Below are 26,421 nucleotides of genomic sequence, written 5' to 3'. Positions count from 1 at the left end.
TCCGAGGAGTCCCAACGGGTCGTACTAGTGACACCGCGTCGGGGCGGGTGAACCGCTGCGCCTATGGTTGCTGCAGCATTCCAGGACCACCCTGCCCCTCGAAGGACAGCGATGCCCGCCAACTCAACGCCCCCTGCCACCAAAAAGAAGGGGCGACGCGCCCGCCTTGTCGTGATCGTCCTGGTCCTGGCTCTGGTAGGAGGCGTGGGTTACGGCGCCTACTGGGGCGTCAGTACCGTGCGTGCCTCGCTCCCGCAGACCACCGGCACCATCAAGCTGCCGGGGCTCGACGGCCAGGTCGAGGTCAAGCGCGACAGCTACGGCGTCCCGCAGATCTACGCCAACACCGATCAGGACCTGTTCCGTGCCCAGGGCTACGTCCAGGCGCAGGACCGCTTCTGGGAGATGGATGTCCGGCGCCACATGACCTCGGGGCGGCTCTCCGAGATGTTCGGCAAGGGACAGGTCGAGACGGACGAGTTCCTGCGCACGCTCGGCTGGCGGCAGGTGGCCCAGGACGAGTACGACAACGAGCTCTCCGACGAGACGAAGAAGTACCTCCAGTCGTACGCGGACGGCGTCAACGACTACCTGGAGGGCCGCGACGGCAAGGACATCTCCGTCGAGTACGCCGCCCTGGACTTCACCAACGACTACAAGCCCGCGAAGTGGACCCCCGTCGACTCGGTGGCCTGGCTCAAGGCGATGGCGTGGGACCTGCGCTCCAACATGCAGGACGAGGTCGACCGTTCGCTGCTCACGAGCAGGATGGACGAGGAGCAGATCGAGGACCTGTATCCGTCGTATCCGTACGACAGGAATCAGCCGATCGTCACCAAGGGCGCGGTCGACCCCTTCGCGGGGGAGTTCGACCCGAAGGCCGAGCCGGCGGACGACTCGGAGGACGGTACGGGCACGGGCACCGGTACGGGAACGGGAACGGGAACCGGCACGGGCACGGGAACCGGCGCCGGAACCGGCATAGGGACCGGCACGGGCACCGCGGACGCGGGCACGGGAGGCGCCACCGGAGACCCGGGCGCCGCCACCGAGGGCCTGGAGTCCCAGCTCGACGCCCTCTCCGCCACCCTTGACGAGCTCCCCGAACTGCTCGGCCCCAGCGGCAGCGGCATCGGATCCAACTCATGGGTCGTCTCGGGGAAGTACACGACGACCGGCAAGCCGCTGCTCGCCAACGACCCGCACCTCGCTCCCCAGCTGCCCTCCGTCTGGTACCAGATGGGTCTGCACTGCCGCAGCTTCACCAAGGACTGCCAGTACGACGTGGCCGGCTACACCTTCGCCGGGATGCCCGGTGTGATCATCGGCCACAACAAGGACATCGCCTGGGGCATGACCAACCTCGGCGCGGACGTGACCGACCTCTATCTGGAGAAGGTCCACGGCGACACCTACCAGTACGGGAACGAACAGAAGGAGTTCACGACCCGTCAGGAGACGATCAAGATCGCCGGTGCCAAGAGCCAGACCATCACGGTCCGCTCCACCGGACACGGTCCCGTCGTCTCCGACCGCGACGCCGAACTGCGCAGGGTCGGCGACAAGGCCCCCGTCAACAACGCGGCGCCCGACCGCGGCGAGGGCTACGCGGTCTCCCTCCAGTGGACCGCCCTTGAGCCCGGCAAGTCCATGGACGCGGTCTTCGCGCTCAACAAGGCCAAGGACTTCCCGGAGTTCCGCAAGGCCGCCGAGCTCTTCGAGGTCCCCTCGCAGAACCTGATCTACGCGGACACCAAGGGCAACATCGGCTACCAGGCACCCGGTCGGATCCCGGTCCGCGCCAAGGGCGACGGCTCGGTGCCGGCCCCGGGCTGGGACCCGGCGTACCGGTGGGAGGACGAGTACATCCCCTTCGACGAGCTTCCTTACGAGGAGAACCCGGAACGCGGTTACATCGTCACCGCCAACCAGGCCGTCATCGGCAAGGACTATGAGCACGCGCTGACCGAGGACTGGGGCTACGGCGCCCGCAGCCAGCGGATAAACGACCTCATCAAGTCGAAGATCAAGGACGGCGGGAAGATCTCCACCGACGACATGCGCACGATGCAGACGGACAACCGCAGCGAGATCGCCACGCAGCTCATGCCGTACCTGCTGAAGATCGATGTCTCGGACCCCGCCATCCGCGAGGCCCAGAAGCTCCTCGAAGGGTGGGACTACACGCAGGAGCCGGACTCGGCGGCGGCCGCCTACTTCAACGCGGTCTGGCGCAACGTCCTCAAGCTCGCCTTCGGGAACAAGCTTCCCAAGGAGATGCGCGTCAAGGGGGAGTGCCTGAGCGTGCGCCCCGCCGACAGCACCGGCCCGGCCGACGACCTCGCCGAGCGGGTACGCGAGTGCGGCCGGCGGACCTCGGAGTCGGCGCAGCCGGACGGCGGCGACCGCTGGTTCGAGATCACCCGCAAGATCCTCAAGGACGAGGACAACGAGTGGTGGCAGTCCCCGGCCACGCGTACGGAGAAGGCCACCAAGACCCGCGACGGGCTTCTGCTGCGGGCCCTCACGGACGCGCGCTGGGAGCTGACCGCCAAGCTCGGCAAGGACGTCTCCACCTGGAGCTGGGGCCGGCTGCACCAGTTGAACCTGGAGAACCAGACCCTCGGTACGGAGGGCCCCGGCATAGTGAAGTCGCTGCTCAACCGCGGCCCGTGGAATCTGGGCGGCGGCGAGGCGGCGGTCAACGCCACCGGCTGGAACGCGGCAAGCGACTACGAGATCATGTGGGTCCCGTCGATGCGGATGGTGGTCAACGTCGGTGACTGGGACAAGTCCCGCTGGATCAATCTGACGGGTGCCTCCGGCCACGCGTACAGCGCGAACTACACCGACCAGACGGAGAAGTGGGCCAAGGGCGAGCTGATCGACTGGTCGTTCAGCAGCAGGGCGGTGGAGGAGAGCACGGGGGACACCCTGACGCTGGCGCCGTAGGCATCCGGCGGCGGGGGCCGGGGCGGGCCCGTCACGCGCCCGCGAAGCGCCTGGTCCCGCCCGGGGTCACCACCACGTGCACGGGGCGGTCGTGCGGCTCCTCGGGGACCCGCTCGACCACCTCGTGGTCGTACAGCAGCACCGCCAGGACGGCCCCCGCGCCGCCCCCAACCCCCGCGCCGCCCCCGGCGCCCGCCCTCTCCAGCCGGCCCAGGACCCGGTCGTACGACCCGCCGCCCCGCCCCAGCCGCATCCCGCGCCCGTCCACGGCGAGCCCGGGAAGCAGCACCGCCCGCGCCCGGAGCACCGCGTCCGCGCCCAGCCGGACACCGTCCGGCTCCAGCAGTCCCCGCCCCGCGCGCACGAGCCGCTCCGCCCCCTCGTACACCGCCCAGTCCAGATCGTTGTCAGGCAGCAGCACCGGCAGGAGGACCCGCACCCCCCGTTCCCGCAGCGCGTCGAGCAGCGCGCGTGTCCCCGGTTCGCGCCCCACCGAGACATACGCGGCGACGGTCCCGGCCCCGGCGAGTTCGGGAAGCTCCAGTGCCCGCCGGGCGAGAACCGCCGAGGCGTTCCGGACGTCCTCTTCGGACAGCAGGCGTCGCGCGGCGAGCAGTTCCCGCCGCAGGGCGGGTTTTCCCGGCATGTGCGTGTTCATGAAGCGTCACAAATCTCTCGTATGCGTATGTACGGAGAGAAAGTTAACCGGAGCCACATCTTCCTCTCATCTCTGGCGGATAGGCTGCTGGCCATGACTCAGTCGCCCCCCAGGATCAGCAAGGCTGTCATCCCGGCCGCAGGTCTAGGAACCCGCTTCCTGCCTGTCACCAAGGCCACTCCCAAGGAGATGCTGCCTGTCGTCGACAAGCCCGCGATCCAGTACGTGGTCGAGGAAGCCGTGATGGCCGGGCTCTCCGACGTTCTCATGGTCACCGGACGCAACAAGCGCCCCCTGGAAGACCACTTCGACCGCAACTACGAACTGGAGGAGGCGCTCACCCGTAAGGGAGACACCGAACGCCTCGCCAAGGTCCAGGAGTCCAGCGACCTGGCGACGATGCACTACGTGCGACAGGGCGACCCCAAGGGCCTCGGCCACGCCGTGCTGTGCGCGGCCCCGCACGTCGGTGACCAGCCCTTCGCGGTGCTCCTCGGTGACGACCTGATCGACCCGCGCGACCCGCTGCTGTCGCGCATGGTCGAGATCCAGGAGAGCGAGGGCGGCAGCGTCATCGCCCTGATGGAGGTCGAGCCCGACCAGATCCATCTGTACGGATGCGCGGCCGTCGAGCCCACCCCGTACAGCGACGTGGTCAAGGTGCACGACCTGGTCGAGAAGCCCGACAAGGCGGACGCGCCCAGCAACTACGCCATCATCGGCCGTTACGTCCTGGACCCCGCCGTCTTCGAGATACTGCGCCAGACGGAGCCCGGCCGGGGCGGCGAGATCCAGCTCACCGACGCGCTCCAGCAGCTGTCCGCCGACGAGAAGATCGGCGGCCCGGTCCATGGCGTCGTCTTCAAGGGACGCCGCTATGACACGGGTGACCGCGGCGACTATCTGCGTGCCATTGTCAGACTCGCGTGCGAACGTGAGGACCTGGGACCGGACTTCCGGACCTGGCTGCGCAGTTACGTCAACGAGGAGATGTAGCACCTTGAGCAGTACGGCGACACCGGCACAGGCTTCCGCCTCGGGCCAGGGACGGCTCTGGACGGTGGACGAGCATCTGGCGGACATCCTCGCCACGGTCCGTCCGCTCGACCCGATCGAGCTGCAACTGCCCGACGCCCAGGGCTGCGTCCTCGTCGAGGACGTCACGGTGCCGGTGGCGCTGCCGCCGTTCGACAACAGCTCCATGGACGGTTACGCGGTCCGTACGGCCGACGTGTCGGGCGCCGACGAGGAGTTCCCGGCCGTCCTGACCGTCATCGGCGACGTCGCGGCGGGCGGCGACGCCCTGCCGCGCGTCGGGCCCGGCGAGGCGGCCAGGATCATGACCGGCGCGCCGTTGCCGCCCGGCGCCGAGGCGGTCGTCCCCGTCGAATGGACCGACGGCGGTACGGGCGGCGGGGCGGCCACCTCCATGCGGCCGGCCGGCTCCGCGCCGGAGGGCGCGAGCGGCGAGGTCCGGGTGTACCGGCCGGTCGAGCCCCGCGCCCACGTCCGCGCGCGCGGCAGCGACGTCCAGGCCGGGGACCTCGCCCTGGAGGCGGGCACGGTCCTGGGACCGCCGCAGATCGGTCTGCTCTCCGCCATCGGCCGCGCCACCGTCCGGGTCCACCCGCGCCCGCGCGTGGTCGTCCTGTCGACCGGCAGTGAACTGGTACAGCCGGGCGAGGCGTTGGGCCAGGGCCAGATCTACGACTCCAACAGCTTCGCGCTCACCGCCGCCGCGCGCGACGCGGGCGCCATCGCCTACCGGGTCGGCGCGGTCACCGACGACGCGGACACCCTGCGGGCCACGATCGAGGACCAGCTGATCCGCGCGGACATGATCGTGACGACCGGCGGGGTCAGCGTCGGGGCGTACGACGTGGTCAAGGAGGCGCTGTCCTCCGTAGGAGACGAGGACGAGCCGGGCAGCGGCATCGACTTCCGCAAGCTCGCGATGCAGCCGGGCAAGCCGCAGGGCTTCGGTTCGATCGGCCCCGAGCACACACCGCTGCTCGCCCTCCCCGGCAATCCGGTCTCCAGTTACGTCTCCTTCGAGTTGTTCGTGCGCCCAGCGATCCGCGCGCTCATGGGCCGCCAGGACGTCCACCGTCGGACGGTCAGGGCGACCCTGAAGTCCGACCGGGCGCTGAGGTCCCCCGCGGGCCGACGCCAGTTCCTGCGCGGGACGTACGACCCCGACAGCGGCTCGGTCGTCCCCGTCGGGGGCGCCGGGTCCCATCTCGTCGCGGCCCTCGCGCACGCCGACGCGCTGATCGTGGTCCCCGAGCAGGCGGTCTCGGTGGAGCCCGGCAGCGACGTCGACGTGGTGCTGCTCGGCTGACGACCGCGCGGTGGCGGTAGCGTGTCCTGCCAGACAGGCCCCGCCGGGCCCGGACCGGGAGCGCCACAGCGATGACTGCGTTTTCCCGGGGGGAGACCCCCGGACCTTCTCCACAAGGCCGCCTGACGCATATCGACGAGGCGGGCGCGGCCCGTATGGTCGACGTCTCCGCCAAGGAGGTCACCGCGCGCACCGCCAGCGCGAGCGGCCGGGTGCTGGTCTCGCCCCACGTGGTGGCGCTGTTGAGGGGCGAGGGGATGCCGAAGGGCGACGCCCTGGCCACCGCCCGTATCGCGGGCATCATGGGGGCGAAACGGACGCCTGAGCTGATCCCGCTCTGCCATCCGCTGGCCCTCTCGGGAGTCACCCTCGACCTCTCCGTCACGGACGAGGCGGTGGAGATCCTGGCGACGGTCAGGACCACGGACCGCACGGGCGTGGAGATGGAGGCCCTGACCGCGGTCTCGGTCGCGGCGCTGACGGTGGTCGACATGGTGAAGGCCGTCGACAAGGGCGCGGTGATCACGGACGTACGGGTCGAGGAGAAGACCGGCGGCGTGTCGGGCCCCTACTCCCGCCGGGCACCCGGGCGGGGCGGGCGGCCACCGACGGACGGGGCACCGGAGAGGGGCACGGCATGAGCGATCCCGCCGAGAGCGGCACCGCGCCCCCGCCGGCCCGGGCGCCGGAGCCGTACCGGGCCCTCGTCGTCACCGCGTCCAACCGCGCGGCGGCCGGCGTCTACGCGGACACCGGAGGCCCGATCATCGCGAGCGCCCTCGCGGAGCTCGGCTTCTCGGTCGACGGGCCGCTGGTGGTGCCCGACGGCGACCCGGTCGAGGCCGCCCTGCGCGACGCGGTCGCCGCGTCGTACGCCGTCGTCCTGACCACCGGCGGTACGGGCATCTCGCCGACCGACCGCACCCCCGAGGCCACCCGCCGCGTCCTGGACCGCGAGATCCCCGGCATCCCGGAGGCGATCCGCGCCGAGGGCGCCCGCAAGGTCCCCACCGCCGCCCTGTCGCGGGGCCTCGCGGGTGTCGCGGGCCAGACGCTGATCGTCAATCTGCCGGGCTCCTCCGGCGGTGTACGGGACGGGCTCGCCGTCCTCAACCGGCTGCTCGTCCATGCCGTCGACCAGATCCACGGCGGCGATCACCCCCGTACCGACGGATGAACTCCTTCTGGCCCGTGGCACTGGTGGACGGCGATGTCGTCCTCCGGCCCATAAAGTCGCGCGACCAACGGGCCTGGCGCGAGGTGAACCGGCGCAACCGCGAGTGGCTGCGGCCCTGGGAGGCGACGATTCCGCCTGCCCCGCCCGGCGCCCCGGTCGTCCAGCGCCCGACGTACCGGCAGATGGTCCGTCATCTGCGCGCGGAGGCGAACGCGGGGCGGATGCTGCCGTTCATCATCGAGTACCAGGGGCGTCTGGTCGGCCAGTTGACGGTGGCCGGGATCACCTGGGGCTCGATGTGCTCGGGGCATGTCGGCTACTGGGTGGACCGCGACGTCGCGGGTCGCGGCGTCATGCCGACGGCCGTGGCCCTCGCCGTCGACCACTGTTTCCGGCTGGTGGGGATGCACCGGATCGAGGTCTGCATTCGGCCCGAGAACGGGCCGAGCCGCCGGGTCGTGGAGAAACTCGGATTCCGTGAGGAAGGCATCCGACCCCGTTATCTGCACATCGACGGGGCGTGGCGGGACCATCTGGTCTTCGCGCTCACGGCCGAGGAAGTACCGGAAGGGCTCCTCCACCGCTGGCACCAGGCACGACCTGGAACGCCACAGAAATAAAACAAACGTTCGAGATTAGTCGCTATCCGACCATCAGGCGATCCGAACAATCACAAAAAAAGTCCGTGATATCAGCCAGATCGTGCGACACACCGGCTCAATTGGCGGATGCCCTCGCGCGAACACCTCTACGGTGTGAACCGTGAGCAGCAGCGGCCTGATCTACGCAGTCATCGTCGGGGCCTGGGCCGCCTACTTGGTACCGATGTGGCTCCGCAGGCAGGACGAGCTCAACGAAGCCCGTCCCACGGAACGCTTCAGCACCGCCATCCGGCTGCTGTCCGGACGGGCGGCGATGGAGCGCCGGTACGCCAGGGAGTTGCAGGACCGCACCACCGAGGAGGCCGGGCCCGACGACGAGCCGGACGTCGCGGCGGAGCCGACGAGCTCTGTCGACGTCCGGTCCTTCTCCGCGCCCCCGGACCATACGGAAGTCCGTCTGGAGATCCCGGCGCCCTCGCCCGAGCCCGTGCCCGAGCGGCGCGCGGCCCCCTCGGGTGCCGCGGCCGAGCGCGCCCGCCGCGCCCAGCGGTCCCAGGTCCTCGCCCGCCGGCGGCGCACCACCGTGGTCCTCTTCCTGGTCTTCACGGTCGGCGCGGTCGTCGCGGGCGTCCAGGGGCTCGCCTTCCTCTGGGCACCGGCCGTCCCCGCCGTACTCCTCAGCGTGTACATCGTGCATCTGCGCGCCCAGGAGCGGCGCCGCTTCGTCTTCACCATGGACCGCCGCAGGGCGGAGATCGCCGCGCAGCGCCTGCGCGAGAACCGCCCGCGCCGCCACCATGCCCCGGCCCCGGCCGAGCCGGACGAGGAGCCCGAACCCCGCACCGCCCCGGAACCGGCCGCCGCGGTCTCCCCGCAGGAGGCGGGCCGCCGCGCCCTGGTCGAGCAGACGGACCACGCCGAGTGGGTCGACCAGCAGCGCGAACGCGGCCCGGCCCGGGGCGACAGCTGGGAACCGGTCCCGGTCCCGCTCCCGACGTACGTGACGGCCCCGGTCGCCCCGCGCGCCACGGGCGGCGTCAACGTCAGCGACCCGGAGACCTGGAGCGCGGCCCGCTCCTCCACGGCCGAACCGACCCCACCGGAACCGTCCCCCGCCGAACCCCCGGCCCAACGCCGCCCCCGCGACCGCAGCCGCACCCCCCTCTTCGACCAGTTCGACGAGGACGACCGCCCCCGCGCGGCCAACGAGTGACCAGCGAGGAACGGATTTCCAAGCACCCCGACGGTGGTGCTAAAGTTTCACTCGTCGCAAGGGCCTGTGGCGCAGTCTGGTAGCGCACCTCGTTCGCATCGAGGGGGTCTGGGGTTCAAATCCCCACAGGTCCACAACCGACGGTTCCTGAGCTGGCTCAGGAAGAGTTCACGAGATCCCGTCCGATCGCAAGATCGGGCGGGATCTTCGTCGTTTCGAACCTCGTTCGATGCCTGTTCGGGGTGGTGGATGACGGTCTGTCGGGTCTGTGTGGTCGCTCGGCACCTGCCCGGCCGCTGAAGAGGCCCGCTGAGGCTGTCCTGTGGGGTCGTGCTGGACTACCGGCTCACCGAGCAGGTCCTCCAGTCGCGCGCCGTCCTGTGGTTCACCCCGGTCACTGATCTCCCTGGGATGCCGCGACGAGATATCGCTGATCGGCTGGTCATGCGGGTGGCAATCCCCGCCAGGCGGCGGGGAAGTGCGGGCGGTGCAGAGGTGTTGCGAACGGTCGCGTCCGTGGCATCGGGCGCGAGCAGCACTGCCTGGCCGGGCTGTTCGCGCCCCATGTCCCTCAGCTCCGGGAGCGACTGTTCCCGAGTTCGCTCGGGAGCGGTTGACGAGATCCCGCTGATCTTCATGATCGGTCGGGGGCTTTGTCGTTTCCGGTCTGGTCCGAGCCTGCGAACACCCTGGCGAGCTGGTCGTGCAGAGATGCCGCGCGAGGGTGGGTATCGCGGCGTGGTGTGATCGTGTAGACGCCGCGGGTCGGGGGATCCACAAGGCCGACCGCGGTGACATCGGCCCGCAGCGCGCTCGTCAGCACTCCGGGGATCAGCGCGATGGCATGACCGGTGGCGACCAGGGCCAGTTTGCCCGGCAGATCGGCCGCGGTGAGGTCGATGTGGGCGCTGGCTCCGGCGCGGGCGGCGTGCTGGCGCAGGAGCGCCGCCGAGCCGTCGTTGTCCTCGACCCAGGTCTCGTCGGCCAGCGCCTCGATGCGCACAGACTCCTGCCCGGCCAGCGGATGGTCGGCGGGCAGTACGACGACCATCTCGTCCAGCCCGAGGAACCGCCGGTCGACCCGCGGGTCGACGGCCAGCCCCGGCGGAGCGTCGGTGACGAAGGCGATGTCGAGATCGCCGGCGATCACCCGGCCGTGCAGTTGGGCGCTCAGGCCGGGGAGCAGGCTCCACCGGAGGGATCCGGTCTGCTTCAGCAGGCCCCGGACGGCCTCGGGGACGATCCCCGCGGCGAGAGACGGCGTCGCTCCGATGGCCAGGGGACGATCGCACACCCCCTCGCGAACGTCTCGTACCGCGCGAACGGCGCGGTCGGCCTCGTGGAGTGTGGCCAGGGCATGGCGCCGGAACACCTCACCGGCCGGTGTCGGACGTACACCACGCGCGTGGCGCTCCACCAGAGGCACGCCGAGCTGCCGTTCCAGTCCGGCGATCTGCCGGGAGACGGCCGACTGCGTGTGATTCAGCTCGGCTGCCGCCGCCGACAGCGATCCGACCCGGCACACCGTCACGAACGCCCGCCACACAGCCAGATCCATGACGGCAGTATGCCAACCCCCATGCGATCTTCGCAGGGCAGGCATGCGAAGTCTGCGCTTGTCGCAGTCATCGAGGTGCGCCACTGTGGCGCCTATGACCACACCGCACACGATCGCCGTCCTCGGTCTGGGACGCATGGGCAGCGCCATCGCGACCCGCCTGGCCGCCCAGGGTCGGGACGTCGTCGGCTGGACCCGCTCAGGGCGCGCAGCGGGCACCTTCACGATGACCGGCGACCCGAACGAGGCCGTGGCGCAGGCCGACCTCGTACTCCTGGCACTGTTCGACGGCCCGGCCTGCCGGCAGGTCCTCGACGCCGTCCGGGACTCGCTGCGAACGGACACGATCGTGCTCAACACCAGCACCGTCGCCCCCGCCGAAGCAGCGGGGCTGGCCCGGCAACTCGGCCCGTCCTACGTCCACGCACCTGTGCTCGGCTCGGTGCCGGCCGCAGCCGCCGGCGCCCTGCGGATCCTCGCCGCCGCCGATCCGGACGTGCTCCGTCGAGTCCGACCGGCTCTGGAAACGCTGGGCACCGTGCGGCGCGTGGAGGACGCCTCCACCGCCGCCGCGCTCAAGCTGATCGCCAACAACAGCCTCGCCGGCGCCGTCCTCGCGCTGCGTGACGCACTGCGGCAGGCCGACGCCCTCGGCCTGCCCCGTGCTCACGTTCTGGACGTCCTCGAACTCGGCCAGCTCGGCGGCCTCGTGGCCCGCAAGCGACACTTCCTCCTCGATGAGCCGACCGATGCCATGGCCGAGTTCACGATCGGCGCGCTGGCCAAGGACATGGCGCTGCTGGCCGCCGCGTCGGACATCCCTTTGCGCAGCGCGGCCGGCCTGGCCGGCACCCCTGCCGCCTCCGGGGCCGACATCGCCGTCGCCGCCACGGCCCCCGCCGTGGAAAAGGCCGTGCTCGAACCGCTCCACGCCTACATCCGCGGACACGCCACCGGCGACCCCACCCACTTCCGCGAGGCGTTCCTTCCCTCCGCCCGCATCGAAGGGATCCGGGACGCCGCATTCGTCTCCTGGCGCCTGGACGAGTACTGCACCCTCTTTCAGGGCCGGCCGGCCCCGGACGAACCGACCCGCACCCGCCGCATCGACGCCATCGATGTCCACGGCACCGTCGCGACCGCCACCATGACGCTGTCGCACGGCGCGGACACGTTCACCGACATCTTCCTGCTGGTCCGCGCCGACGGGCGCTGGCACATCGCCGGCAAGGCGTATCACCGTCATTCCTGAGAGCGGGAACCGGTATCTGTCCACGGGAAACGATCACTAGGCACACAGGGAACGATCTTCAGGGCCTTTTGCCGCCGCACCTCGGCCTCACTCGTGAACACCCCACAACCGGCAGTTCCTGAGTAGCTCTCAGGAAACGTCCCGGGATCCCGTCCGATCTGACTGATCGGACGGGATCCCGGCGTTTCCGGGGGCGGTTCAGGCCGCGCACGGAGCCGGGGGCCGTTCGGCGTGAGGGTCAGGGCAGGGTCAGGATGCGGGGGCCCGTGGTTGTGAGGGCGACCGTGTGTTCCATGTGGGCCGCCCGGGTGCCGTCGGTCGTGCGCAGGGTCCAGCCGTCCGTGTCGGTGCGGTAGGTGTTCCGTCCGCCGGCCATCAGCATCGGCTCGATGGCGAGGACCAGGCCGTGGCGGAGGGGGAGACCCCGTCCGGGGCGGCCGCGGTTGGGGAGGTGGGGGTCCTCGTGCATGCGGCGGCCGATGCCGTGGCCGCCGAAGTCGGCCGGCATGCCGCAGGAAGCCTCGCGGGCGACCGTGTCGATCGCGTGGGAGATGTCGCCGAGACGGTTGCCGACGAGAGCGGCGGCGATGCCCGCGTCCAGGGCCCGTCGGGTGGCGTCGATCAGCTCCAGATCCGCGGGGCGCGGCGTACCGACGATGAAACTGATCGCCGCGTCGCCCGCCCAGCCGTCGAGCAGGGCGCCGCAGTCGATGCTCACCAGGTCGCCGTCGCGCAGCCGGTAGTCGGTGGGGATGCCGTGCGCCACGGCGTCGTTGACCGAGGTGCAGACGACGGCGGGGAAGGGGACCGGCGCGAAGGACGGCCGGTATCCGAGGAAGGGGGAACCGGCCCCCGCGTCGGCCAGCACCTCGCGCGCCGCCTCGTCGAGTTCCCGCAGGGGCACCCCGATGCCGGCCGCCTTCTGGGCCGCGGCCAGGGCGTGGGCCACCACCCGCCCGGCCTCCCGCATCGCGTCCATCGCGGCGTCCGTCTTGATCTCCACCATGAGCTGTGACTCCTCGCCTCACCCGTCCGCAATATTTATACCGGTATTAGTATCACGGGTGGGGGAGTCGGTCGATCGCGAGGCGGGAGCTTCGCCGCAGGTCGCCGTCCGTCTCAGGCCGTTCTCCCTCAGGGCTGCGGCGCGCTCCTCGAACTGCCCCCGATCAGCCGGCTCGCACCGGACCAGGCCGGTATCAATTCGCCCTGGGGCAGCCCCGCCAGGGTCTCCACGGCCCACGCCGCCTCCGCCGGCGCGACCGGCTCCGACACCGCTCGAAGCAGCACGGGGTGATCGAAGCCCGCCCCGGCCAGCGCGGTGGCGAGCGGGCCGAGGTGCCGGTGGCCGTCCGGCTCGGCGCAGCTGTCGAGCGCGGCCCGTACCTCGGGGTTACGGAGAGCGGGGTCCCCCTGGACGGCGCCCACCACCTCCGACGCGCGAGCGAGCAGCGCGGACCAGGCGGCGAACGGGAAGCCGTCCGACTCGGGCTCCCGGAGCGAGTACAGCGGCAGTCGGTCGCGACCGTGCTGCGTCACCGCCCGGCAGCCGTCGGGCCGGGTCGTCCACTCGATCCCCGTACCGCGCAGATCGCGCGGCTCGAACAAGTCACGCGTCTCGTCGCGGAGGCCACCCGCCACCCCGGCCTCCGCGGGCCGCACCACGGCGAACGCCGCGTCCACCAGCGGCGTGATCGCATCCGGATCCGCGTCCTCGGCCAGGAACGCGAAGCGCAGCAGCAGCGCGAGCATCGGGCCCGGGTGCCGTAGCGCCGGATCGTGCAGGGCCGCCGCACGGCACAGCAGGTCCAGCTCCGACCAGGGCATGACATGCGGGTGGAAGTGGGCCATGTCGTCCCAGCCCACGGTCTCGGCCTCGGCCACCCCGGGTGACACGACGCCCAGATTGACATGGGTGAGCCCCGGTTCGAACTCAAGCTCCAGCCCGAGCCCTTGGCCCAGCGAGAACTCCGTACGGAAGAGCTCCTCCTCGTCCTCCTCTCCCCATTCCTCGTCGTACGCCTCCGTCGCCTCGTCGTCGAAGAGATACAGCGGCCAGAAGTCCGGCTTGGTCATCCGGGCGGCCAGGTCCTTGTCAAGGGGCATGCGGGAACGCTAGCGGGAGGGTCTGACATCGCCCGGCTCGTCCGGCCCATGGCCCTTCGGGGACATGCCGTGAACCGCTCCGCCCCCGCGTCCGTGACTCCTGTACGAGCTCCTCAGCACAGGTCCCCCACAGGAGAACCCCCATGGCCACGGCGCCCCCACCTCAGCCGGAACCCCGGTCCGACCCCCAGCCCAGCCCCAAGTCAGACCCTCAGCCCGCAAGGGACAACTGGCTCGCGCGGCTCGCCCTGCGCTTCACCGCCTTCACCGAGAAGTGGCTCCCCGACGCCCTCGGCTTCGTCCTCGTCGGTACGTTCGCCGTCTTCGCGCTCGGCCTCGCCACCGGGGAAGGGCTGTACGGCAGGCCCGACGACCCCGCCGACACCGCCGGGTTCGGGCTGGTGGACGCGTGGGGCCAGGGATTCTGGTCGCTCATCACCTTCACGCTCCAGATGGCGATGATCATTATCGCCGGGTACGCGGTCGCGGTCTCCCCGCCCATGAGCCGGCTGATCGCCAGGATCGCCCGCGTGCCCCGTACCCCGCGCGGCGCGGTCGCGTTCACGGCCGCCGTCGCGATGGGGACCTCGTACCTCAACTGGGCCTTCAGCCTCATCTTCACCGCGATCCTCGCCAAGGAGATCGCCCGCCGCGTCCAGGGCGTCGACTACCGGGCCCTCGGCGCCATGGCCTTCCTCGGGCTCGGCACCGTCTGGGCCCAGGGGCTGTCCGGCTCCGCCGCCCTCCAGGTGGCCAGTGAGGCGTCGAGTCCGCCCGCAGTCCAGGAGGTCATCGCGGACGGTCGCGGCAGTGGTCTCATCCCGCTCACCGAGACCATCTTCCTGTGGCAGGGCATGGCCGCCACCGCCGTCATCTTCGTCATCGCGGTCGTGATGGCCTGGTTCCTCTCACCGTCCCCCGACCGCGCCAAGACCGCCGCGCAGCTCGGCATCGACCTGGGCCCGAGCGTCGCCGAGAAACGCGCGGAGGCCCGGCGCGGCCGGCCGGGGGAGTGGATCGAGTACAGCCCCGTCTTCGCGATCCTGCTGTTCGCGCTCGGCGCCTGGTACCTCGTACGCCACTTCGCCCTCGCGGAGGGCGACCCGCTCAACGCGCTCGACCTCAACACCGTCAACCTCATCCTGATCCTGCTGGCCCTGATCCTGCACTGGCGCCCCTTCCGCCTCGCGCAGGCGGTCAAGGAGGGCACGCCCGCGGCCTCCGGCGTGCTCCTCCAGTTCCCGCTCTACGGCGGCATCTTCGGCATGATCGCCTTCACCGGGCTGAGCAAGACCATCGCCGGCTGGCTGGTCTCGGTGTCCAACGAGTTCTTCTATCCGGCCTTCATCGCGATCTACAGCATGGTCCTCGGCGTCTTCGTGCCCAGCGGCGGCAGCAAGTGGGTCATCGAGGCGCCGTACGTTCTGGAGGCGGCCAACCAGCTCCAGGTGAACCAGGGCTGGATGGTCGTCGTGTACGACCTCGGCGAGGCGAGCGCCAATCTGCTCCAGCCGTTCTGGATGCTGCCCACGCTGACGATCCTCGGTCTCAAGGCCCGCGACATCATGGGCTACACCTTCGCCATGTTCCTCGCCTGTTTCCCCGCCGTGCTGATCCTCGTGACCCTCTTCGCCCGTACGCTTCCCTTCCCGTAGGCAAGAGGCACGACAGGCGGAGGAGCGGCGCGGTGCGGCGAATCGACGTGAAGGAGCGACGGGCCCGGCTCGGCGTACGGCACCGGCTGGCGGTCGCCGCCCGCGCGGACGGCCCCGCCGAGGTGGCGCGCGACCTCCTCGCCCTCCACAGCACCGACCCGTCCTCCGTCTATGTCGCCGTTTGGGCGCGGACGAACGGCGGTTCGGTACGGGAGGTGGAGCGCGCCCTGTACGAGGACCGCACGCTCATCCGGCTGCTCGGCATGCGCCGTACGGTCTTCGTCACCACCCTCGACGCGGCCCCGGTGCTCCAGGCCGCCTGCTCGGACGCCGTGGCCGCGCGCGAGCGTCGCAAGCTGCTCGGGTTCCTGGCCGCGTCGCGGGTCGCGGACGACGAGGCGGGCGTACGGGAGTGGCTGGCCGACACGGAGGACATCGCCGTACGCGCGCTCGCCGCCCGGGGCGAGTCCACGGCGGCCGAACTCGCGGGCGACGACCCCCGCCTCAGTACGGAGGTCGTGCTCTCGCCCGGCAAGCACTACGAGGGCACCCAGAAGGTCGCGAGCAGGCTGCTGCTTCTGCTCGCCGCCGAGGGCCGGGTGGTACGCGGCCGGCCGCGCGGCTCCTGGACCTCGCACCAGTACCGCTGGGCGGCGCTCACCGACTGGTTGCCCGGCGGCCTCGCGCACTGGGACACCCACCGCGCGGAGGAGGAGCTGGCCCGGCGCTGGCTGCGGACGTTCGGCCCCGCGACCGCGGACGATCTGCGCTGGTGGGCGGGGTGGACGAAGACACAGGTCAAGCGGGTGCTGACAGAACTGAAGCCGGTGGAGGTCGACCTCGGCGGCGGCGCGAGCGGGCTGCTCCTGCCCGACGACCTGGCCGAGACGGAGCCGCCGGAGCCGTGGGCCGCGCTGCTGCCCGCGCTCGACTCCACTCCGATGGGGTGGCACGCGCGCGAGTGGTTCCTCGGCGAGCACGGGCCACGCCTCTTCGACGGGGTCGGGAACATCGGCCCCTCGCTCTGGTGGGACGGCCGGATCGTCGGCGGCTGGGCGCAGGACGGCGGCGGCGAGATCGTGTGCCGTTTCCTGGAGGACGTCGGCGCGGACGCGGAGGCGGCGGTACGGCGCGAGGCCGAGCGCCTCGCCGTCCCCCTGGGGGAGGTCAGGCTCAGCCCCCGTACGCGGGGACGCACCTGGCTGGAGGACGAGCTGGCGGGCTGACGACCCGCCGGGCACCCCCCGCACGCACAGGTCCGCGAGCGCACAGGGTCGCGCGGTCGGTGCTCGGCGGTCAGCGCTCAGCGGTCCCCCGCGAACGCGCACGGCATCGAGCGGACCCGGTTGTCGAAGTTCGACGGCACCAGCACCGGCGCGCCCACGGAGCGCAGTTCGGGCGATCTCGTCAGCAGTTCCCGGAACAGCGCCTTCATCTCCTGCTTCGCCAGGAACGTGCCCAGGCAGTAGTGCGGGCCCCCACCGCCGTACCCCACGTGCGGGTTGGGGCTCCGGGTGATGTCGAAGCGGTCCGGGTCGGTGAAGACCGACGCGTCGCGGTTGGCGGAGGCGTAGAAGAGCACCACCCGGTCGCCCCGCCGGAAGTCGCGGCCGTTCATCCGGTGGTCCTGGATCAGTCTGCGCCGGAACTGGATGATCGGCGTCGAGTGCCGCACGATCTCCTCGACGGCGCCGTCCGCGTACCGGTCGAAGTCGCTCAGCAGCAGCGCCCGTTGGTCCGCGTGATCGGTCAGCAGGGAGAGACCGTGCGCGATCGCGTTCCGTGTGGTCTCCACCCCCGCGACCATCAGCAGCGAGAAGAACGAGCCGAGTTGGCGGCCGTTCAGCGACTGCCCGTCGATATCGGCGTTCACGAGAGCGGAGATGAGATCGCCGGTCGGATTCCTGCGCCGCTGCCGACCGAGGTCCGCGACCATTCCCTGCATCGAGGCCAGCGCGCGAAGACCCTTACCGGGAACGCGAATGCGCTGTCTCGGCGTCCGCGCCACACCCGTTTCGACCGACGCCCGATTCACCTGGGCGAGGATCGAGGGACGTTCCTTCTCGGGAATTCCCATCAGATTGCAGATGATTTCGAACGGCATACGCGAGGCGACCGCGGTGACGAAATCGGTCGGGCGTTCCCGGAGCAGGTCGTCCACAATGCGTTTCGCCACCGAGCGGACATCCTCCTCGGTCGCGGCGAGAATGCGCGGGGTGAAGGCGCGGGAGACGATCTTCCGCAGCTGGGTGTGCTGGGGGTCGTCGAGATTGACCAGCGATTCGCCGAACACCGTCCGTACCCAACGGGCCGGCTCGGGGGTGGTGACGCCGGGCGCGCTGCCGAACACCTCCGCGTTACGGCTCGCCTCCACCACGTCCGCATGGCTGACCAGCGCGTAGAAGCCCCGCTCGGGCCGCAGCCGGCTCCCGGGCCGCTCCACGAAATACTGCGGCGGGCCGGCGGCGCGGAGCCGGGCGAAACCCTCCAGCCTTTCGGAATGCGGCAGTTGCCAGAACGAGGGATCGGCGAGATTCGGCGTCATTTGTCCATTCCTTCCGTGGCTTCGAGCTTCCCACGGCGGACTGGGCATCGGCGTGCGCCGGACGTAGGGCAGACGGGGGTATCGGAGGACTCTTCTCGTACAGAGGGACGATCACTCCGCCACTCGGGTGACGCGAACTCACCTCCAGTGTCGAGGGGCCGCTACTGTGCCGAAGCATGACCTCTACCAACACCGCGCAGGGAAGCCTGCAATACGCCCCTCTGCTCGGCACCCTCACCGTCATTCCCTGGACCGGTGAGCAGCCTTCCGACGGCGAGCGCAACCCGCCTTTCCTGCTGGCCTATTCGCTCGGCGACGGCCGTGACGGCGCGGACGCCGGGGAAGAGGCGATGCACGCCGTCATCGAGGAGATCGGCCTGCGGACCGGCGCCGGGCTGACCGATGTCGCCACGTCTCCGAACGTGCCGATCACCCTGCTGGTGCAGGCCGGGCGGGCCGTGCTGACCATGCCGTATCTGAAGGCCCAGTGCGCCGTTCCGCCGGAGTGGGAGGAGGACGCGCGCGCGACGGGCGCGGTGTACTTCATCATCGCCACCCAGCCGTGGCCCGAGGGCACCCCCGGCAAGCCGGTGAGCGAGGAGGCGCTGCGCGCCTTCGTCGGCGACGAGGCCGTGCTGACCGGCGCCGCGCACTGCCTGGTGCCGGTGAGCAGCCTGCGGGGCTGAGCGCGGCCCCCGGCTCACCGACCGCTGTGGCCCGGCCCGCCGTTCGCCGGGATCGTCCGTCCCGCCGCGCCCCACTCCCGTACCAGCGCGCTGTAGATGGGGGTGGGGATCGGCGAGGCGGTGGGAGGAGGCGGGGTCGGGGGAGGGGACGGGACCGCTTCGGCACGATGCTCGGGCACCGCTGAGAGGCGCTGCCATCGGGGTGCTCGGACGGAGTTCATGCTCTGGCAAACGCCGTACGCGACCCCGGAGTCACTGTGCGCGGCGTGTCGAGGGGGACAGCTGAAACGCTACTTCGAATGCGTGACCGAACCGGTGGAGCAGACACCATGACAACAGCATTGAGCGACAACGCGTCGGCGTCCGGCGCATACGGGGACGGATACGGATACGGGGACGAGGAGCCCACGCGGGACGGGCGGCGCCGGCGGCGGGACGAGGAGCGCCTGCTCGGTGCGGGGCGGGTGCTGGCGTGGTTGTTGGTGGTGACGGGTGCGGCGGGTGTGGTGGCGTCGTGGGTGATCACTATTGACAAGTTCAGGCTGTTGGAGGATCCGGGGTTCACGCCGGGGTGCAGTCTGAATCCGGTGGTGTCGTGCGGGAACATCATGAAGAGCGATCAGGCGTCGGTGTTCGGGTTTCCGAATCCGATGCTGGGTCTGGTGGCGTACGCGGTGGTGGTGTGTGTGGGTGCGGGGCTGCTGGCGGGGGCGCGGTTCCGGCGGTGGTTCTGGGTGGGGCTGAACGGCGGGATGCTGTTCGGTGTCGGTTTCTGTACGTGGTTGCAGTACCAGTCGCTGTACAGCATCGGGTCGCTCTGTCTGTGGTGCTCGCTGGCCTGGGCCGCGACGATCGTGATGTTCTGTTACGTGACGACGTTCAACGTCACGCACCGGGTTCTTCCCGCGCCGAGGTGGCTGCGCGGTGGGCTGGGGGAGTTCCACTGGGTGCCGCCGGTGCTGTGGATCGGGGTCATCGGGATGCTGGTCCTGACCCGCTGGTGGGACTTCTGGACCAGCTGACCGGCCCGTACGCGGACGGCGCTCCCCCGAGAACGACGAAGCGGCCGCAGGAGGCGCGCACTCGCGTGCGCCGTCTCCGTGCGGCCGCCGTCGGCAGGGCAGTCACCGCTGCCGGGGCTACCTGCCGAGCGGGATCCCGCCGAGCATCGCCCCGCCCTTGCCGCCCTTGGCCCCGCCGTTCAGACCCTTCGCCACGTCGCCCAGGCTGTTGACGAGGGAGCCCTTGTTCTTCGGGTCCAGCGCGTTCGTGTTCACCACCTGGGCGTCGAGCGACTCCTGGTTGGTCACCGTTTCGAGGGCCCCGCCCAGTCCGCCGTTCAGGCTCGTCGGGAGGCTCTCGGCGGCGAACGCCGGGGCGCCGGCGCCCAGCGCCAGCACGGAACCTGCGACGACCGCGGCGACCTTCATGGGCTTCATGGTGAATCCTTCTTTCAACGGTAGTTCTCGCTTGCCTGACCTCGTCCTCAGTAACGACCTCCGGCCGCGCCGGACACGACGAACGGCCGTACGGGCCCCGGGTTGACGGGACCGGTACGGCCGTGGCGGCGTTCCGCGGTGCTACGGAAGCTTCGGCGTCGACGGCACGCCCGGAAGCTCCGGAGCCGGCGCGGGAACCTCGGCGCCCGGCTGCTTCGGCAGCTCGGGCAGACCCGGCAGGTTCGGGGCCGGCAGACGCCCGTTCATCACCAGCGCGGCGGTCAGGTTGACCAGCGAGGTCACGACGGCCTTCGACTGGGTGGCGACGGCGTTCGCGTCCTTGGTGGTGGTCGCCTTGAGGAGCGCGTCCGTGGACCGCTGCACGCACGCGACGGCCTCGGCCGTCAGGTCGGCGGCGGCCTGGGCCTTGTCGTCGGCGCCCATGGTGGTCACCGCGTCCATGCCGGCCATGGGGGCGGCCGGCTTGGCGGGGGCGGCCGACGCCGCGTTCTTCACGGCGTCCAGAGCCTTCTTGATGGCCTTCTGGTGCTTCTGGACGTCGGCGGCGGAGATCTGGCCGTTGTCCGCGGCGATGACGGAGTCGAGGAGCGCGGTGACCGGCTTGATGGCGTCGGAGAGCGAACTCAGCGTCCGCGTCTGCTGCTTGAGGGCCTCGGCGTCGGCGATCGGCGCGCGGGTGGCCTCGGCGCCGACACCGACCGGCGTCTCCTGGACGGTGACGGCGGCGGCGGTACCGGCGGTACCGAGGACGAGTACGGCGCAGACGGCGGCGGCTGCGGCGCGGGATGAGACGTGGGAACGCATGAAAAGGTCCTTTCGGGACACGAGGGGGGTTTCGTCTTCACCGTGGGTCGCGGGACCGCCGCCCGCAACCGTTCGAGAGACCCGCCCCCTGTCCGCCATCCGGCCGTCTCGACCCCGCTGACCTGGACCGGGACGGCGGGGACTCTCACTCGTCCGGGACGTGTGCCGGGGCCGAAAGGGTGGCCGCCGCCGTCCCCGGGCAACGGAAGAGCCGCCCACCCCTGGACGGGGAGAGCGGCTCTTGCCGTAGGTGACGGCGCTTGTGCTGCTGTTCAGATTCAGGCGTTGACGCAGGTGTTGCCGAAGGCCGGGTTGAGCAGGCCGATGACGTTGATGGTGTTGCCGCAGACGTTCACGGGCACGTGCACGGGAACCTGGATGACGTTGCCGGAGATGACACCCGGGGAACCGACAGCCGCGCCCTGGGCGCCGCTGTCGGCGATGGCGGCACCGGAGGCGCCGACGACGGCGGCGGCGGCCGCGGAGGACAGAACAACAGCCTTGGCGATACGCGACATGGGGATGAGCTCCTCGGTCGTAAGGGGAATGGCGGTACGGGCGTGTTGCCCGACTTACCGATCAACGCGGGGGGTGCTGATCGGTTGCGGTCCGAATGAGTGAAGAAGCCGGTCCGGTTCCGCCGGTGGACCGTCGGAGGCGGTAGGACGGCCGGTGCGCCATAAGACCGGCCGTCCTCGGCCCCGACAGGGGGAGCGGCGGCGCCGGACCGGCGCCGGTGCTGCTGCGCCGTGGGTCAGGCGTTGACGCAGGTGTTGCCGAAGGCCGGGTTGAGCAGGCCGACGACGTTGATGGTGTTGCCGCAGACGTTGACCGGGATGTGCACCGGGACCTGGATCGCGTTGCCGGAGAGGACGCCGGGCGAGTTGGCCGCGACCCCCTCGGCGGAGGCGCCGCTGTGACCGGTGGCGGACGCCATGCCGGCACCGGCGAGGAGAAGGGCGGCGCTCGACGTTGCCATGACTACGGACTTAGCGACTCGCTTCATCACCATATCCTTTCGATTTACCAATGGTGCGACAGGCTCAACGACCGGCGGCCGTTCGGGAAACGCCGGACCGGCCGAAGAGTTCGAATGGCGGCGGGTGCTGGTTTGAGCACCGCCCGATTCCGGGAAAGCGACTGTGCTTTGGTACGGTCCGCGCGGCTCACGTGATTTTCACTCCGCGCTCTGTAAGGGTGCACTGGCGTTTCATTCTTCCGGTCGGAGAGTCCCTATGCGCGATAGTGCGGTTCATGCTGTAAGGCGCGGTCTGCTGTTCGCCGTGACGGCGACGGCGACGGCCGTGGCAGTGGCTCCGACCCCGGGTTCATCGGCAGTGGCCGCCTCGGTCACCACAACGGCCCCGACGGTGTCGAGGGTTTCGGCGCTTTCGGCGGATTCCGCCGAAGAGGCGAGTCGAATTCCTTTCGCCGAGCGCTATCACGCGGTCCAGCACGGCGGGATCGTCCGGGCCGCCAACTCGGCCATCACCTGCCGGACCACCGGCGTGTTCACCCCCGTCACCCCCGCCGATGCCTCGGCCTGCAGGGCGGCGCGGGGCAGTGCCAAGGCGTCCAACGGCCGGTACGACATGTTCTACACGGACCTCGACAAGGACCCGAACACCTACAACTCGACCCGGGGCGACCTGCGCGTACCGGCCGGCGCCAAGGTCAGCTACGCGCGCCTGTACTGGGGCGGCAACCTCCGCGTCGGTGAGCAGAAGCCGCCGCGGGACAACGGCCGTGTGCTGATCGCGGAGCCCGGCGGCGCGTACAAGGAGGTCCTGTCCGACACGCTGATCGGCCACCGTACGGCCGGCGGCGCCGATGCCTACCAGGCGTCGGCGGACATCACGCCCCTGGTGCGGGCGGCCGGTTCGGGCACGTACACCGTGGCGCAGGTCAATGTCGCCATGGGCCGGACGGCGGTCGGCGCGTGGGGCGGCTGGACGATGGTCGTCGCGTACGAGAGGGCCGAGGACCCGCTGCGTCATCTGGCCCTCTGGGACGGCTTCGAGGCGCTCCACGCGGAGCGCCCCCAGGTGCGTGTCGGGCTCGGGAAGCTGGCGACTCCGGCCGGCGCGACGGGCGTCCTCGGCGTCGTCTCGTACGACGGGGACTCCGGTACGGGCGGCGAATCGCTGGCCGTCGGGACGGGGCGCGGGAAAGCGCGTTCGATCGTCGACAGTGCGAACCCGCGTGCCGATGTGATGAATTCCAGCATTGCAGATGACGGTATCAATCAGATTAAACGACAACCCGCTTACAAGAACACTCTCGGATATGACTCGGATATCTTCGACCTGCGTGAAGCGCTGGTCCCGGGAGGCGACACTATGAACGTCAGTTACCGGACCGGGCGGGACTCGGTCTGGCTCGGCGCGTTTTTCGTCGCGGTGGACGCGCGGCGCTGAGCCGGCTCACGCGTCCGCACAACGGCGGCGCATTCGGGCTTACCGGATTGTCCGATCCACGACACCAGAGACCACGAGCGGAGTGAGTTGCGCGTGCGCCCAACAACGCACAGTCCCGGTCCCGGCTTCACGGTGCTTCACCTCGTACAACCGGTCGACGGAGGAGTCGGCCGTGTTGTCGCGGATCTCGTCCGGGCACAGGTCACCGCCGGAATGCGGGTGGTCGTCGCCTGCCCCGGAAGCGGGCCCCTCGCGGCGGACGTGGCCGCGCTGGGCGCCGAGACGGAGGTCTGGGACGCGACCCGCGACCCCGGGTTCGGACTGCCCGCCGAGATCCGGCGGGTCGCCCAACTGGCCGGCCGGATCCGGCCCGACGTGCTGCACGCGCACAGCGCGAAGGCCGGCTTCGCCGGGCGCCTGGCCGTACGGGGGCGCATCCCGACCGTGTTCCAGCCGCACGCCTGGTCGTTCGAGGCGGTCAGCGGGACGACGGCGGCCCTCGCCCGGGGCTGGGAACGGCTGGCCGCCCGCTGGACCGCCCGTGTCGTCTGCGTGAGCGAGGCCGAGCGCGGCAGGGGCGAGCGCGCCGGCGTACGCGCGCCCTGGTCCGTCGTCCACAACGGCGTCGACGCCGACCGCTTCCGCCCGGCGGACACGGCCGGCGGACTCGCCTCCACGGCCGCCGCCCGCGCCGCGCTCCCCCAGCTCGCCGAACTCCCCCCGGACACACCACTGGTGGCGTGCGTCGGCCGGATCTGCCGCCAGAAGGGCCAGGACGTCCTGCTACGCGCCTGGCCCCTGGTCCTCGACCGGATGCCGGACGCCCGCCTCGTCCTCGTCGGCGACGGCCCCGACGCCGAGCGGCTGCGCGAGGACGCCCCGCCGTCGGTGCTCTTCGCCGGGGCCGTACGGGACACCGCGCCCTGGTACCGCGCCGCCGACCTCGTCGTCCTGCCCTCCCGCTGGGAGGGCATGGCCGTCGCGCCGCTCGAAGCCATGGCCAGCGGGCGCGCCGTCCTGCTCAGCGACGTGGACGGGGCGAGCGAGAGCCTGCCGCCCGCCCAGCGGGCGCACTGCCTGACCGCGCCCGAGGACCACACCGCGACCGCGACCGCGATCACCGCGCTGCTGCGCGACCGGGCGCTGCGCGAGGACTTCGGCCGCCAGGGCCATGAGCACGTACTGAGCACCTATGACGTACGGCGGACAGCAAGGGCAATCGCAGACGTGTACCGCGACGTGGCCACCGTGCCGCGTTCCGAGCGCAGGGAGCCGATCCCCCAGTGACCACCGAAAGCACCAGCGTCCCCGCCCCCTCCGGACGCGGATCGACAGGCCACCCGGCGGCGGGTGTCGGACAGCGGGACAGGGAGTCCGGCGGCCTCGGCCCCGGTGAGCTCGTCGGCCCCGGCGGGGCCGGCCGGGCGACGTTCACCGCGACCGGCCTGCCGCCGCTCGGGTTCGTCCAGATCGCGTCCCCGCGCGACGCGACCGACCGCGTCGCCGTCCCGCCCCGGCGCCGTACGGCCGCGCCCCTGCGCTTCGCGCTGCCGCTGATCGGCGCCGACTGGGCGGCGGCCCTGCTGGGCACCGTCGTGCTCGACTCCGCGCAGCGCCATGTGGTGCTGATCGCGCAGCTCATGGCGTGCGTCGCCGTCCTCAACGCGTACGCCGGGCTCTACCGCCGGTCGGGACCGCGCAACGCCCTGGACGAACTCCCCGCGCTTGCCGCGCGCGTCCTCGTCGCCTGGTGCGCCGCCGCCACGCTGCTGGCCGCGCTCTTTCCCGCGCACGCGCTGAGCCTCACCGTCCTGCTCGCGGGCAGCACCACCCAGTTACTCGGCTGCTGCCTCTGCCGCGCCCTCGTCCACGGATACAGACGGCACACGGCGCGGAACCGGCTCAGCTCCGCGCTGGTCGTGGGTACCGGTCCCGCGGCCCGGCGGCTCGCCGCGCTGCTCGCCGCGCACCCCGTGTACGGCCTGCGGCCCGTCGGCATCGTCGCTCCCGAAGGCGCCGACCCCACCGGCGAGGAGCAGCTGTCCGACACCGTCGCCGACACCGCCGTCGACGCCTCCGCTCCCGCGCTCCCCCTGCTGGGCACCGTCGAGGAGATCCACCGGGCCGTCATCCAGAACGGTGTCCGGCACGCCGTGTTCCTCGACGAGACCAGAGACGGGACGAGCGCGGGAGCCGAGGCCGACCGGTCCGGGCATGTCGCGCTCTTCCACGAATACGGCTGCGCCACCTGGTTCGTCGGCGGAAGCGGCGCCGGCGGCCGGATGTCGCAGCACCTCTGGGGCTTCACCTGCCGCCGTGTCCCCGCGCCCACCGCGCGCCGCGGCACCTTCGCCAAGCGCCTGCTCGACATCGCCGTCGCGGGCCCCATCCTGGTGGCGATCTCACCGGTGCTGCTGGCCTGCGCACTGGCCGTACGGTTCCTCGACGGCCCCGGGGTGCTGTTCCGTCAGGAACGCATCGGGCAGCACGGCCGCCCCTTCACCCTGCTGAAGTTCCGCACCCTGCGCCCCGCCGACGACCACGAGGCGGCCACCCGCTGGTCCGTCGCCAACGACCGGCGCATGAGCACGGTGGGCCATCTCCTGCGCCGTACGTCGATGGACGAACTCCCGCAGATCTGGAACGTCCTGCGCGGCGACATGAGCCTCGTCGGCCCGCGCCCCGAACGGCCCTTCTTCGTCGCCAACTTCAGCAAGACCCACCCCGGTTACGCGGCGCGCCACCGGATGCCCGTCGGTATCACCGGTCTCGCGCAGGTCCACGGGCTGCGCGGGGACACCTCCATCGAGGACCGCTCCCGATTCGACAACCATTACATCGACCACTGGTCGCTGTGGCAGGACGTGTGCATCATCATCCGAACCGCCCTCTCGCTCGTACGTCCGGCGGGGAGCTGACGTGGCCGACGCCCGAGGCTCGCTCCTCCTGGCCCCCCGTACCGAATCCGATCCCCTCCCGCGCGCCGAGCCCGGCG

General features: G+C 71.1%; 24 protein-coding genes and 1 tRNA gene. 16 read left to right on the top strand and 9 right to left on the bottom strand.

The window, feature by feature from the left end:
- Positions 1-111 precede the first annotated feature (111 nt).
- The gene (locus ACFWU9_RS16375; RefSeq protein ID WP_384318753.1) at positions 112-2,952 is read left to right on the top strand and encodes a penicillin acylase family protein; all 2,841 of its coding nucleotides are present in this window, start codon (positions 112-114) and stop codon (positions 2,950-2,952) included.
- A gap of 31 nt (positions 2,953-2,983) precedes the next feature.
- On the opposite strand, the gene ACFWU9_RS16370 is transcribed toward ACFWU9_RS16375, so the two are convergent.
- Complete coding sequence (locus tag ACFWU9_RS16370; RefSeq protein ID WP_384318751.1) at positions 2,984-3,610, bottom strand: 5-formyltetrahydrofolate cyclo-ligase; 627 nt, start codon at positions 3,608-3,610, stop codon at positions 2,984-2,986.
- Between the two features lie 93 nt (positions 3,611-3,703).
- Here ACFWU9_RS16370 and galU point away from each other — a divergent pair, with 93 nt between their 5' ends.
- The 7 genes from galU to ACFWU9_RS16335 all read left to right on the top strand — a co-directional run bounded on the left by galU (position 3,704) and on the right by ACFWU9_RS16335 (position 9,077).
- Positions 3,704-4,606 (top strand): UTP--glucose-1-phosphate uridylyltransferase GalU, encoded by a 903-nt coding sequence (gene galU, locus ACFWU9_RS16365; RefSeq protein WP_384318749.1) that lies wholly within the window; start codon positions 3,704-3,706, stop codon positions 4,604-4,606.
- Between the two features lie 4 nt (positions 4,607-4,610).
- Positions 4,611-5,951, top strand: coding sequence for a gephyrin-like molybdotransferase Glp (gene glp, locus ACFWU9_RS16360; protein WP_384318747.1), 1,341 nt, complete (start codon positions 4,611-4,613; stop codon positions 5,949-5,951).
- 71 nt (positions 5,952-6,022) lie between these two features.
- On the top strand, positions 6,023-6,592 hold the full coding sequence (moaC, locus tag ACFWU9_RS16355; RefSeq protein ID WP_384318745.1) for a cyclic pyranopterin monophosphate synthase MoaC: 570 nt from the start codon (positions 6,023-6,025) through the stop codon (positions 6,590-6,592).
- Entirely contained in the window at positions 6,589-7,128 is a 540-nt protein-coding gene (locus ACFWU9_RS16350) for a molybdenum cofactor biosynthesis protein B (RefSeq protein ID WP_384318743.1), read from the top strand. The genes moaC and ACFWU9_RS16350 overlap by 4 nt, the downstream gene beginning before the upstream one ends.
- Positions 7,125-7,748: a GNAT family N-acetyltransferase gene (locus ACFWU9_RS16345; protein ID WP_384318741.1), complete on the top strand. Its 624-nt coding sequence runs from the start codon at positions 7,125-7,127 to the stop codon at positions 7,746-7,748. The genes ACFWU9_RS16350 and ACFWU9_RS16345 overlap by 4 nt, the downstream gene beginning before the upstream one ends.
- 142 nt (positions 7,749-7,890) lie before the next feature.
- Positions 7,891-8,943 (top strand): gephyrin-like molybdotransferase receptor GlpR, encoded by a 1,053-nt coding sequence (gene glpR, locus ACFWU9_RS16340; RefSeq protein ID WP_384318739.1) that lies wholly within the window; start codon positions 7,891-7,893, stop codon positions 8,941-8,943.
- A 60-nt stretch (positions 8,944-9,003) separates the two neighbouring features.
- A tRNA-Ala gene (locus ACFWU9_RS16335) sits at positions 9,004-9,077 on the top strand.
- Positions 9,078-9,577: 500 nt separating this feature from the next.
- On the opposite strand, the gene ACFWU9_RS16330 is transcribed toward ACFWU9_RS16335, so the two are convergent.
- On the bottom strand, positions 9,578-10,501 hold the full coding sequence (locus tag ACFWU9_RS16330; protein ID WP_384318737.1) for a LysR family transcriptional regulator: 924 nt from the start codon (positions 10,499-10,501) through the stop codon (positions 9,578-9,580).
- A gap of 94 nt (positions 10,502-10,595) precedes the next feature.
- On the opposite strand from ACFWU9_RS16330, the gene ACFWU9_RS16325 reads away from it, so the two are divergent.
- Complete coding sequence (locus ACFWU9_RS16325; RefSeq protein WP_384318735.1) at positions 10,596-11,753, top strand: nuclear transport factor 2 family protein; 1,158 nt, start codon at positions 10,596-10,598, stop codon at positions 11,751-11,753.
- A gap of 238 nt (positions 11,754-11,991) precedes the next feature.
- On the opposite strand, the gene map is transcribed toward ACFWU9_RS16325, so the two are convergent.
- Positions 11,992-12,759, bottom strand: a complete 768-nt coding sequence (gene map / locus ACFWU9_RS16320) for a type I methionyl aminopeptidase (protein ID WP_384318733.1) — start codon at positions 12,757-12,759, stop codon at positions 11,992-11,994.
- Between the two features lie 128 nt (positions 12,760-12,887).
- Positions 12,888-13,859, bottom strand: coding sequence for a hypothetical protein (locus ACFWU9_RS16315; protein ID WP_384318731.1), 972 nt, complete (start codon positions 13,857-13,859; stop codon positions 12,888-12,890).
- A 143-nt stretch (positions 13,860-14,002) separates the two neighbouring features.
- Here ACFWU9_RS16315 and ACFWU9_RS16310 point away from each other — a divergent pair, with 143 nt between their 5' ends.
- Both ACFWU9_RS16310 and ACFWU9_RS16305 read left to right on the top strand, forming a co-directional pair.
- Positions 14,003-15,514, top strand: a complete 1,512-nt coding sequence (locus ACFWU9_RS16310; protein ID WP_384318729.1) for a short-chain fatty acid transporter — start codon at positions 14,003-14,005, stop codon at positions 15,512-15,514.
- 32 nt (positions 15,515-15,546) lie between these two features.
- Positions 15,547-16,740 carry a winged helix DNA-binding domain-containing protein gene (locus tag ACFWU9_RS16305; RefSeq protein WP_384318727.1) on the top strand — a complete coding sequence of 398 codons (1,194 nt, stop codon included), beginning with the start codon at positions 15,547-15,549 and terminating at the stop codon, positions 16,738-16,740.
- 77 nt (positions 16,741-16,817) lie between these two features.
- Here ACFWU9_RS16305 and ACFWU9_RS16300 read toward each other — a convergent pair whose 3' ends face one another.
- Positions 16,818-18,059 (bottom strand): cytochrome P450, encoded by a 1,242-nt coding sequence (locus tag ACFWU9_RS16300; protein ID WP_384318725.1) that lies wholly within the window; start codon positions 18,057-18,059, stop codon positions 16,818-16,820.
- 176 nt (positions 18,060-18,235) lie between these two features.
- Between ACFWU9_RS16300 and ACFWU9_RS16295 the strand changes: the two genes are divergently transcribed.
- Together ACFWU9_RS16295 and ACFWU9_RS16290 are read left to right on the top strand one after the other, a co-directional pair.
- Positions 18,236-18,745: a DUF5949 family protein gene (locus ACFWU9_RS16295; RefSeq protein ID WP_384318723.1), complete on the top strand. Its 510-nt coding sequence runs from the start codon at positions 18,236-18,238 to the stop codon at positions 18,743-18,745.
- A 329-nt stretch (positions 18,746-19,074) separates the two neighbouring features.
- On the top strand, positions 19,075-19,767 hold the full coding sequence (locus tag ACFWU9_RS16290) for a vitamin K epoxide reductase family protein (RefSeq protein WP_384318721.1): 693 nt from the start codon (positions 19,075-19,077) through the stop codon (positions 19,765-19,767).
- Between the two features lie 117 nt (positions 19,768-19,884).
- Here ACFWU9_RS16290 and ACFWU9_RS16285 read toward each other — a convergent pair whose 3' ends face one another.
- The 4 genes from ACFWU9_RS16285 to ACFWU9_RS16270 all read right to left on the bottom strand — a co-directional run bounded on the left by ACFWU9_RS16285 (position 19,885) and on the right by ACFWU9_RS16270 (position 22,015).
- Positions 19,885-20,184, bottom strand: a complete 300-nt coding sequence (locus ACFWU9_RS16285) for a hypothetical protein (RefSeq protein WP_384318719.1) — start codon at positions 20,182-20,184, stop codon at positions 19,885-19,887.
- Between the two features lie 141 nt (positions 20,185-20,325).
- The gene (locus tag ACFWU9_RS16280) at positions 20,326-21,009 is read right to left on the bottom strand and encodes a hypothetical protein (protein ID WP_384318717.1); all 684 of its coding nucleotides are present in this window, start codon (positions 21,007-21,009) and stop codon (positions 20,326-20,328) included.
- A gap of 278 nt (positions 21,010-21,287) precedes the next feature.
- Positions 21,288-21,527, bottom strand: coding sequence for a chaplin (locus tag ACFWU9_RS16275; RefSeq protein ID WP_384318715.1), 240 nt, complete (start codon positions 21,525-21,527; stop codon positions 21,288-21,290).
- Positions 21,528-21,763: 236 nt separating this feature from the next.
- Entirely contained in the window at positions 21,764-22,015 is a 252-nt protein-coding gene (locus ACFWU9_RS16270) for a chaplin (RefSeq protein WP_384318714.1), read from the bottom strand.
- Positions 22,016-22,244: 229 nt separating this feature from the next.
- Between ACFWU9_RS16270 and ACFWU9_RS16265 the strand changes: the two genes are divergently transcribed.
- From ACFWU9_RS16265 to ACFWU9_RS16255, 3 genes are all read left to right on the top strand, one after another.
- Entirely contained in the window at positions 22,245-23,426 is a 1,182-nt protein-coding gene (locus ACFWU9_RS16265; RefSeq protein WP_384318712.1) for a DUF3344 domain-containing protein, read from the top strand.
- 93 nt (positions 23,427-23,519) lie between these two features.
- Positions 23,520-24,713: a glycosyltransferase gene (locus tag ACFWU9_RS16260; RefSeq protein ID WP_384318710.1), complete on the top strand. Its 1,194-nt coding sequence runs from the start codon at positions 23,520-23,522 to the stop codon at positions 24,711-24,713.
- A complete protein-coding gene (locus tag ACFWU9_RS16255) occupies positions 24,710-26,344 on the top strand; it encodes a sugar transferase (protein ID WP_384318708.1) in 1,635 nt (544 codons plus the stop codon). The genes ACFWU9_RS16260 and ACFWU9_RS16255 overlap by 4 nt, the downstream gene beginning before the upstream one ends.
- Positions 26,345-26,421 lie beyond the last annotated feature (77 nt).

It is taken from the genome of Streptomyces sp. NPDC058653 (genome assembly GCF_042716895.1).
Classification (GTDB): Bacteria; Actinomycetota; Actinomycetes; order Streptomycetales; family Streptomycetaceae; genus Streptomyces.
The sequence above is the reverse complement of the archived record's forward strand: the minus strand, read 5'-3'. Positions and strand labels throughout refer to the sequence as shown.

Bases quoted from the DNA above. Each gene is read 5' to 3' on its own strand.
- ACFWU9_RS16285 (WP_384318719.1), bottom strand. From the start codon at position 20,184: ATGAAGCCCATGAAGGTCGCCGCGGTCGTCGCAGGTTCCGTGCTGGCG.
- ACFWU9_RS16370 (WP_384318751.1), bottom strand. From the start codon at position 3,610: ATGAACACGCACATGCCGGGAAAACCCGCCCTGCGGCGGGAACTGCTC.
- ACFWU9_RS16295 (WP_384318723.1), top strand. From the start codon at position 18,236: ATGACCTCTACCAACACCGCGCAGGGAAGCCTGCAATACGCCCCTCTG.
- ACFWU9_RS16300 (WP_384318725.1), bottom strand. From the start codon at position 18,059: ATGACGCCGAATCTCGCCGATCCCTCGTTCTGGCAACTGCCGCATTCC.
- ACFWU9_RS16325 (WP_384318735.1), top strand. From the start codon at position 10,596: ATGACCACACCGCACACGATCGCCGTCCTCGGTCTGGGACGCATGGGC.
- ACFWU9_RS16350 (WP_384318743.1), top strand. From the start codon at position 6,589: ATGAGCGATCCCGCCGAGAGCGGCACCGCGCCCCCGCCGGCCCGGGCG.
- ACFWU9_RS16275 (WP_384318715.1), bottom strand. From the start codon at position 21,527: ATGTCGCGTATCGCCAAGGCTGTTGTTCTGTCCTCCGCGGCCGCCGCC.
- ACFWU9_RS16265 (WP_384318712.1), top strand. From the start codon at position 22,245: ATGCGCGATAGTGCGGTTCATGCTGTAAGGCGCGGTCTGCTGTTCGCC.
- ACFWU9_RS16345 (WP_384318741.1), top strand. From the start codon at position 7,125: ATGAACTCCTTCTGGCCCGTGGCACTGGTGGACGGCGATGTCGTCCTC.
- moaC (WP_384318745.1), top strand. From the start codon at position 6,023: ATGACTGCGTTTTCCCGGGGGGAGACCCCCGGACCTTCTCCACAAGGC.
- galU (WP_384318749.1), top strand. From the start codon at position 3,704: ATGACTCAGTCGCCCCCCAGGATCAGCAAGGCTGTCATCCCGGCCGCA.
- ACFWU9_RS16280 (WP_384318717.1), bottom strand. From the start codon at position 21,009: ATGCGTTCCCACGTCTCATCCCGCGCCGCAGCCGCCGCCGTCTGCGCC.
- ACFWU9_RS16270 (WP_384318714.1), bottom strand. From the start codon at position 22,015: ATGAAGCGAGTCGCTAAGTCCGTAGTCATGGCAACGTCGAGCGCCGCC.
- ACFWU9_RS16375 (WP_384318753.1), top strand. From the start codon at position 112: ATGCCCGCCAACTCAACGCCCCCTGCCACCAAAAAGAAGGGGCGACGC.
- ACFWU9_RS16310 (WP_384318729.1), top strand. From the start codon at position 14,003: ATGGCCACGGCGCCCCCACCTCAGCCGGAACCCCGGTCCGACCCCCAG.
- ACFWU9_RS16315 (WP_384318731.1), bottom strand. From the start codon at position 13,859: ATGCCCCTTGACAAGGACCTGGCCGCCCGGATGACCAAGCCGGACTTC.
- map (WP_384318733.1), bottom strand. From the start codon at position 12,759: ATGGTGGAGATCAAGACGGACGCCGCGATGGACGCGATGCGGGAGGCC.
- ACFWU9_RS16290 (WP_384318721.1), top strand. From the start codon at position 19,075: ATGACAACAGCATTGAGCGACAACGCGTCGGCGTCCGGCGCATACGGG.
- ACFWU9_RS16330 (WP_384318737.1), bottom strand. From the start codon at position 10,501: ATGGATCTGGCTGTGTGGCGGGCGTTCGTGACGGTGTGCCGGGTCGGA.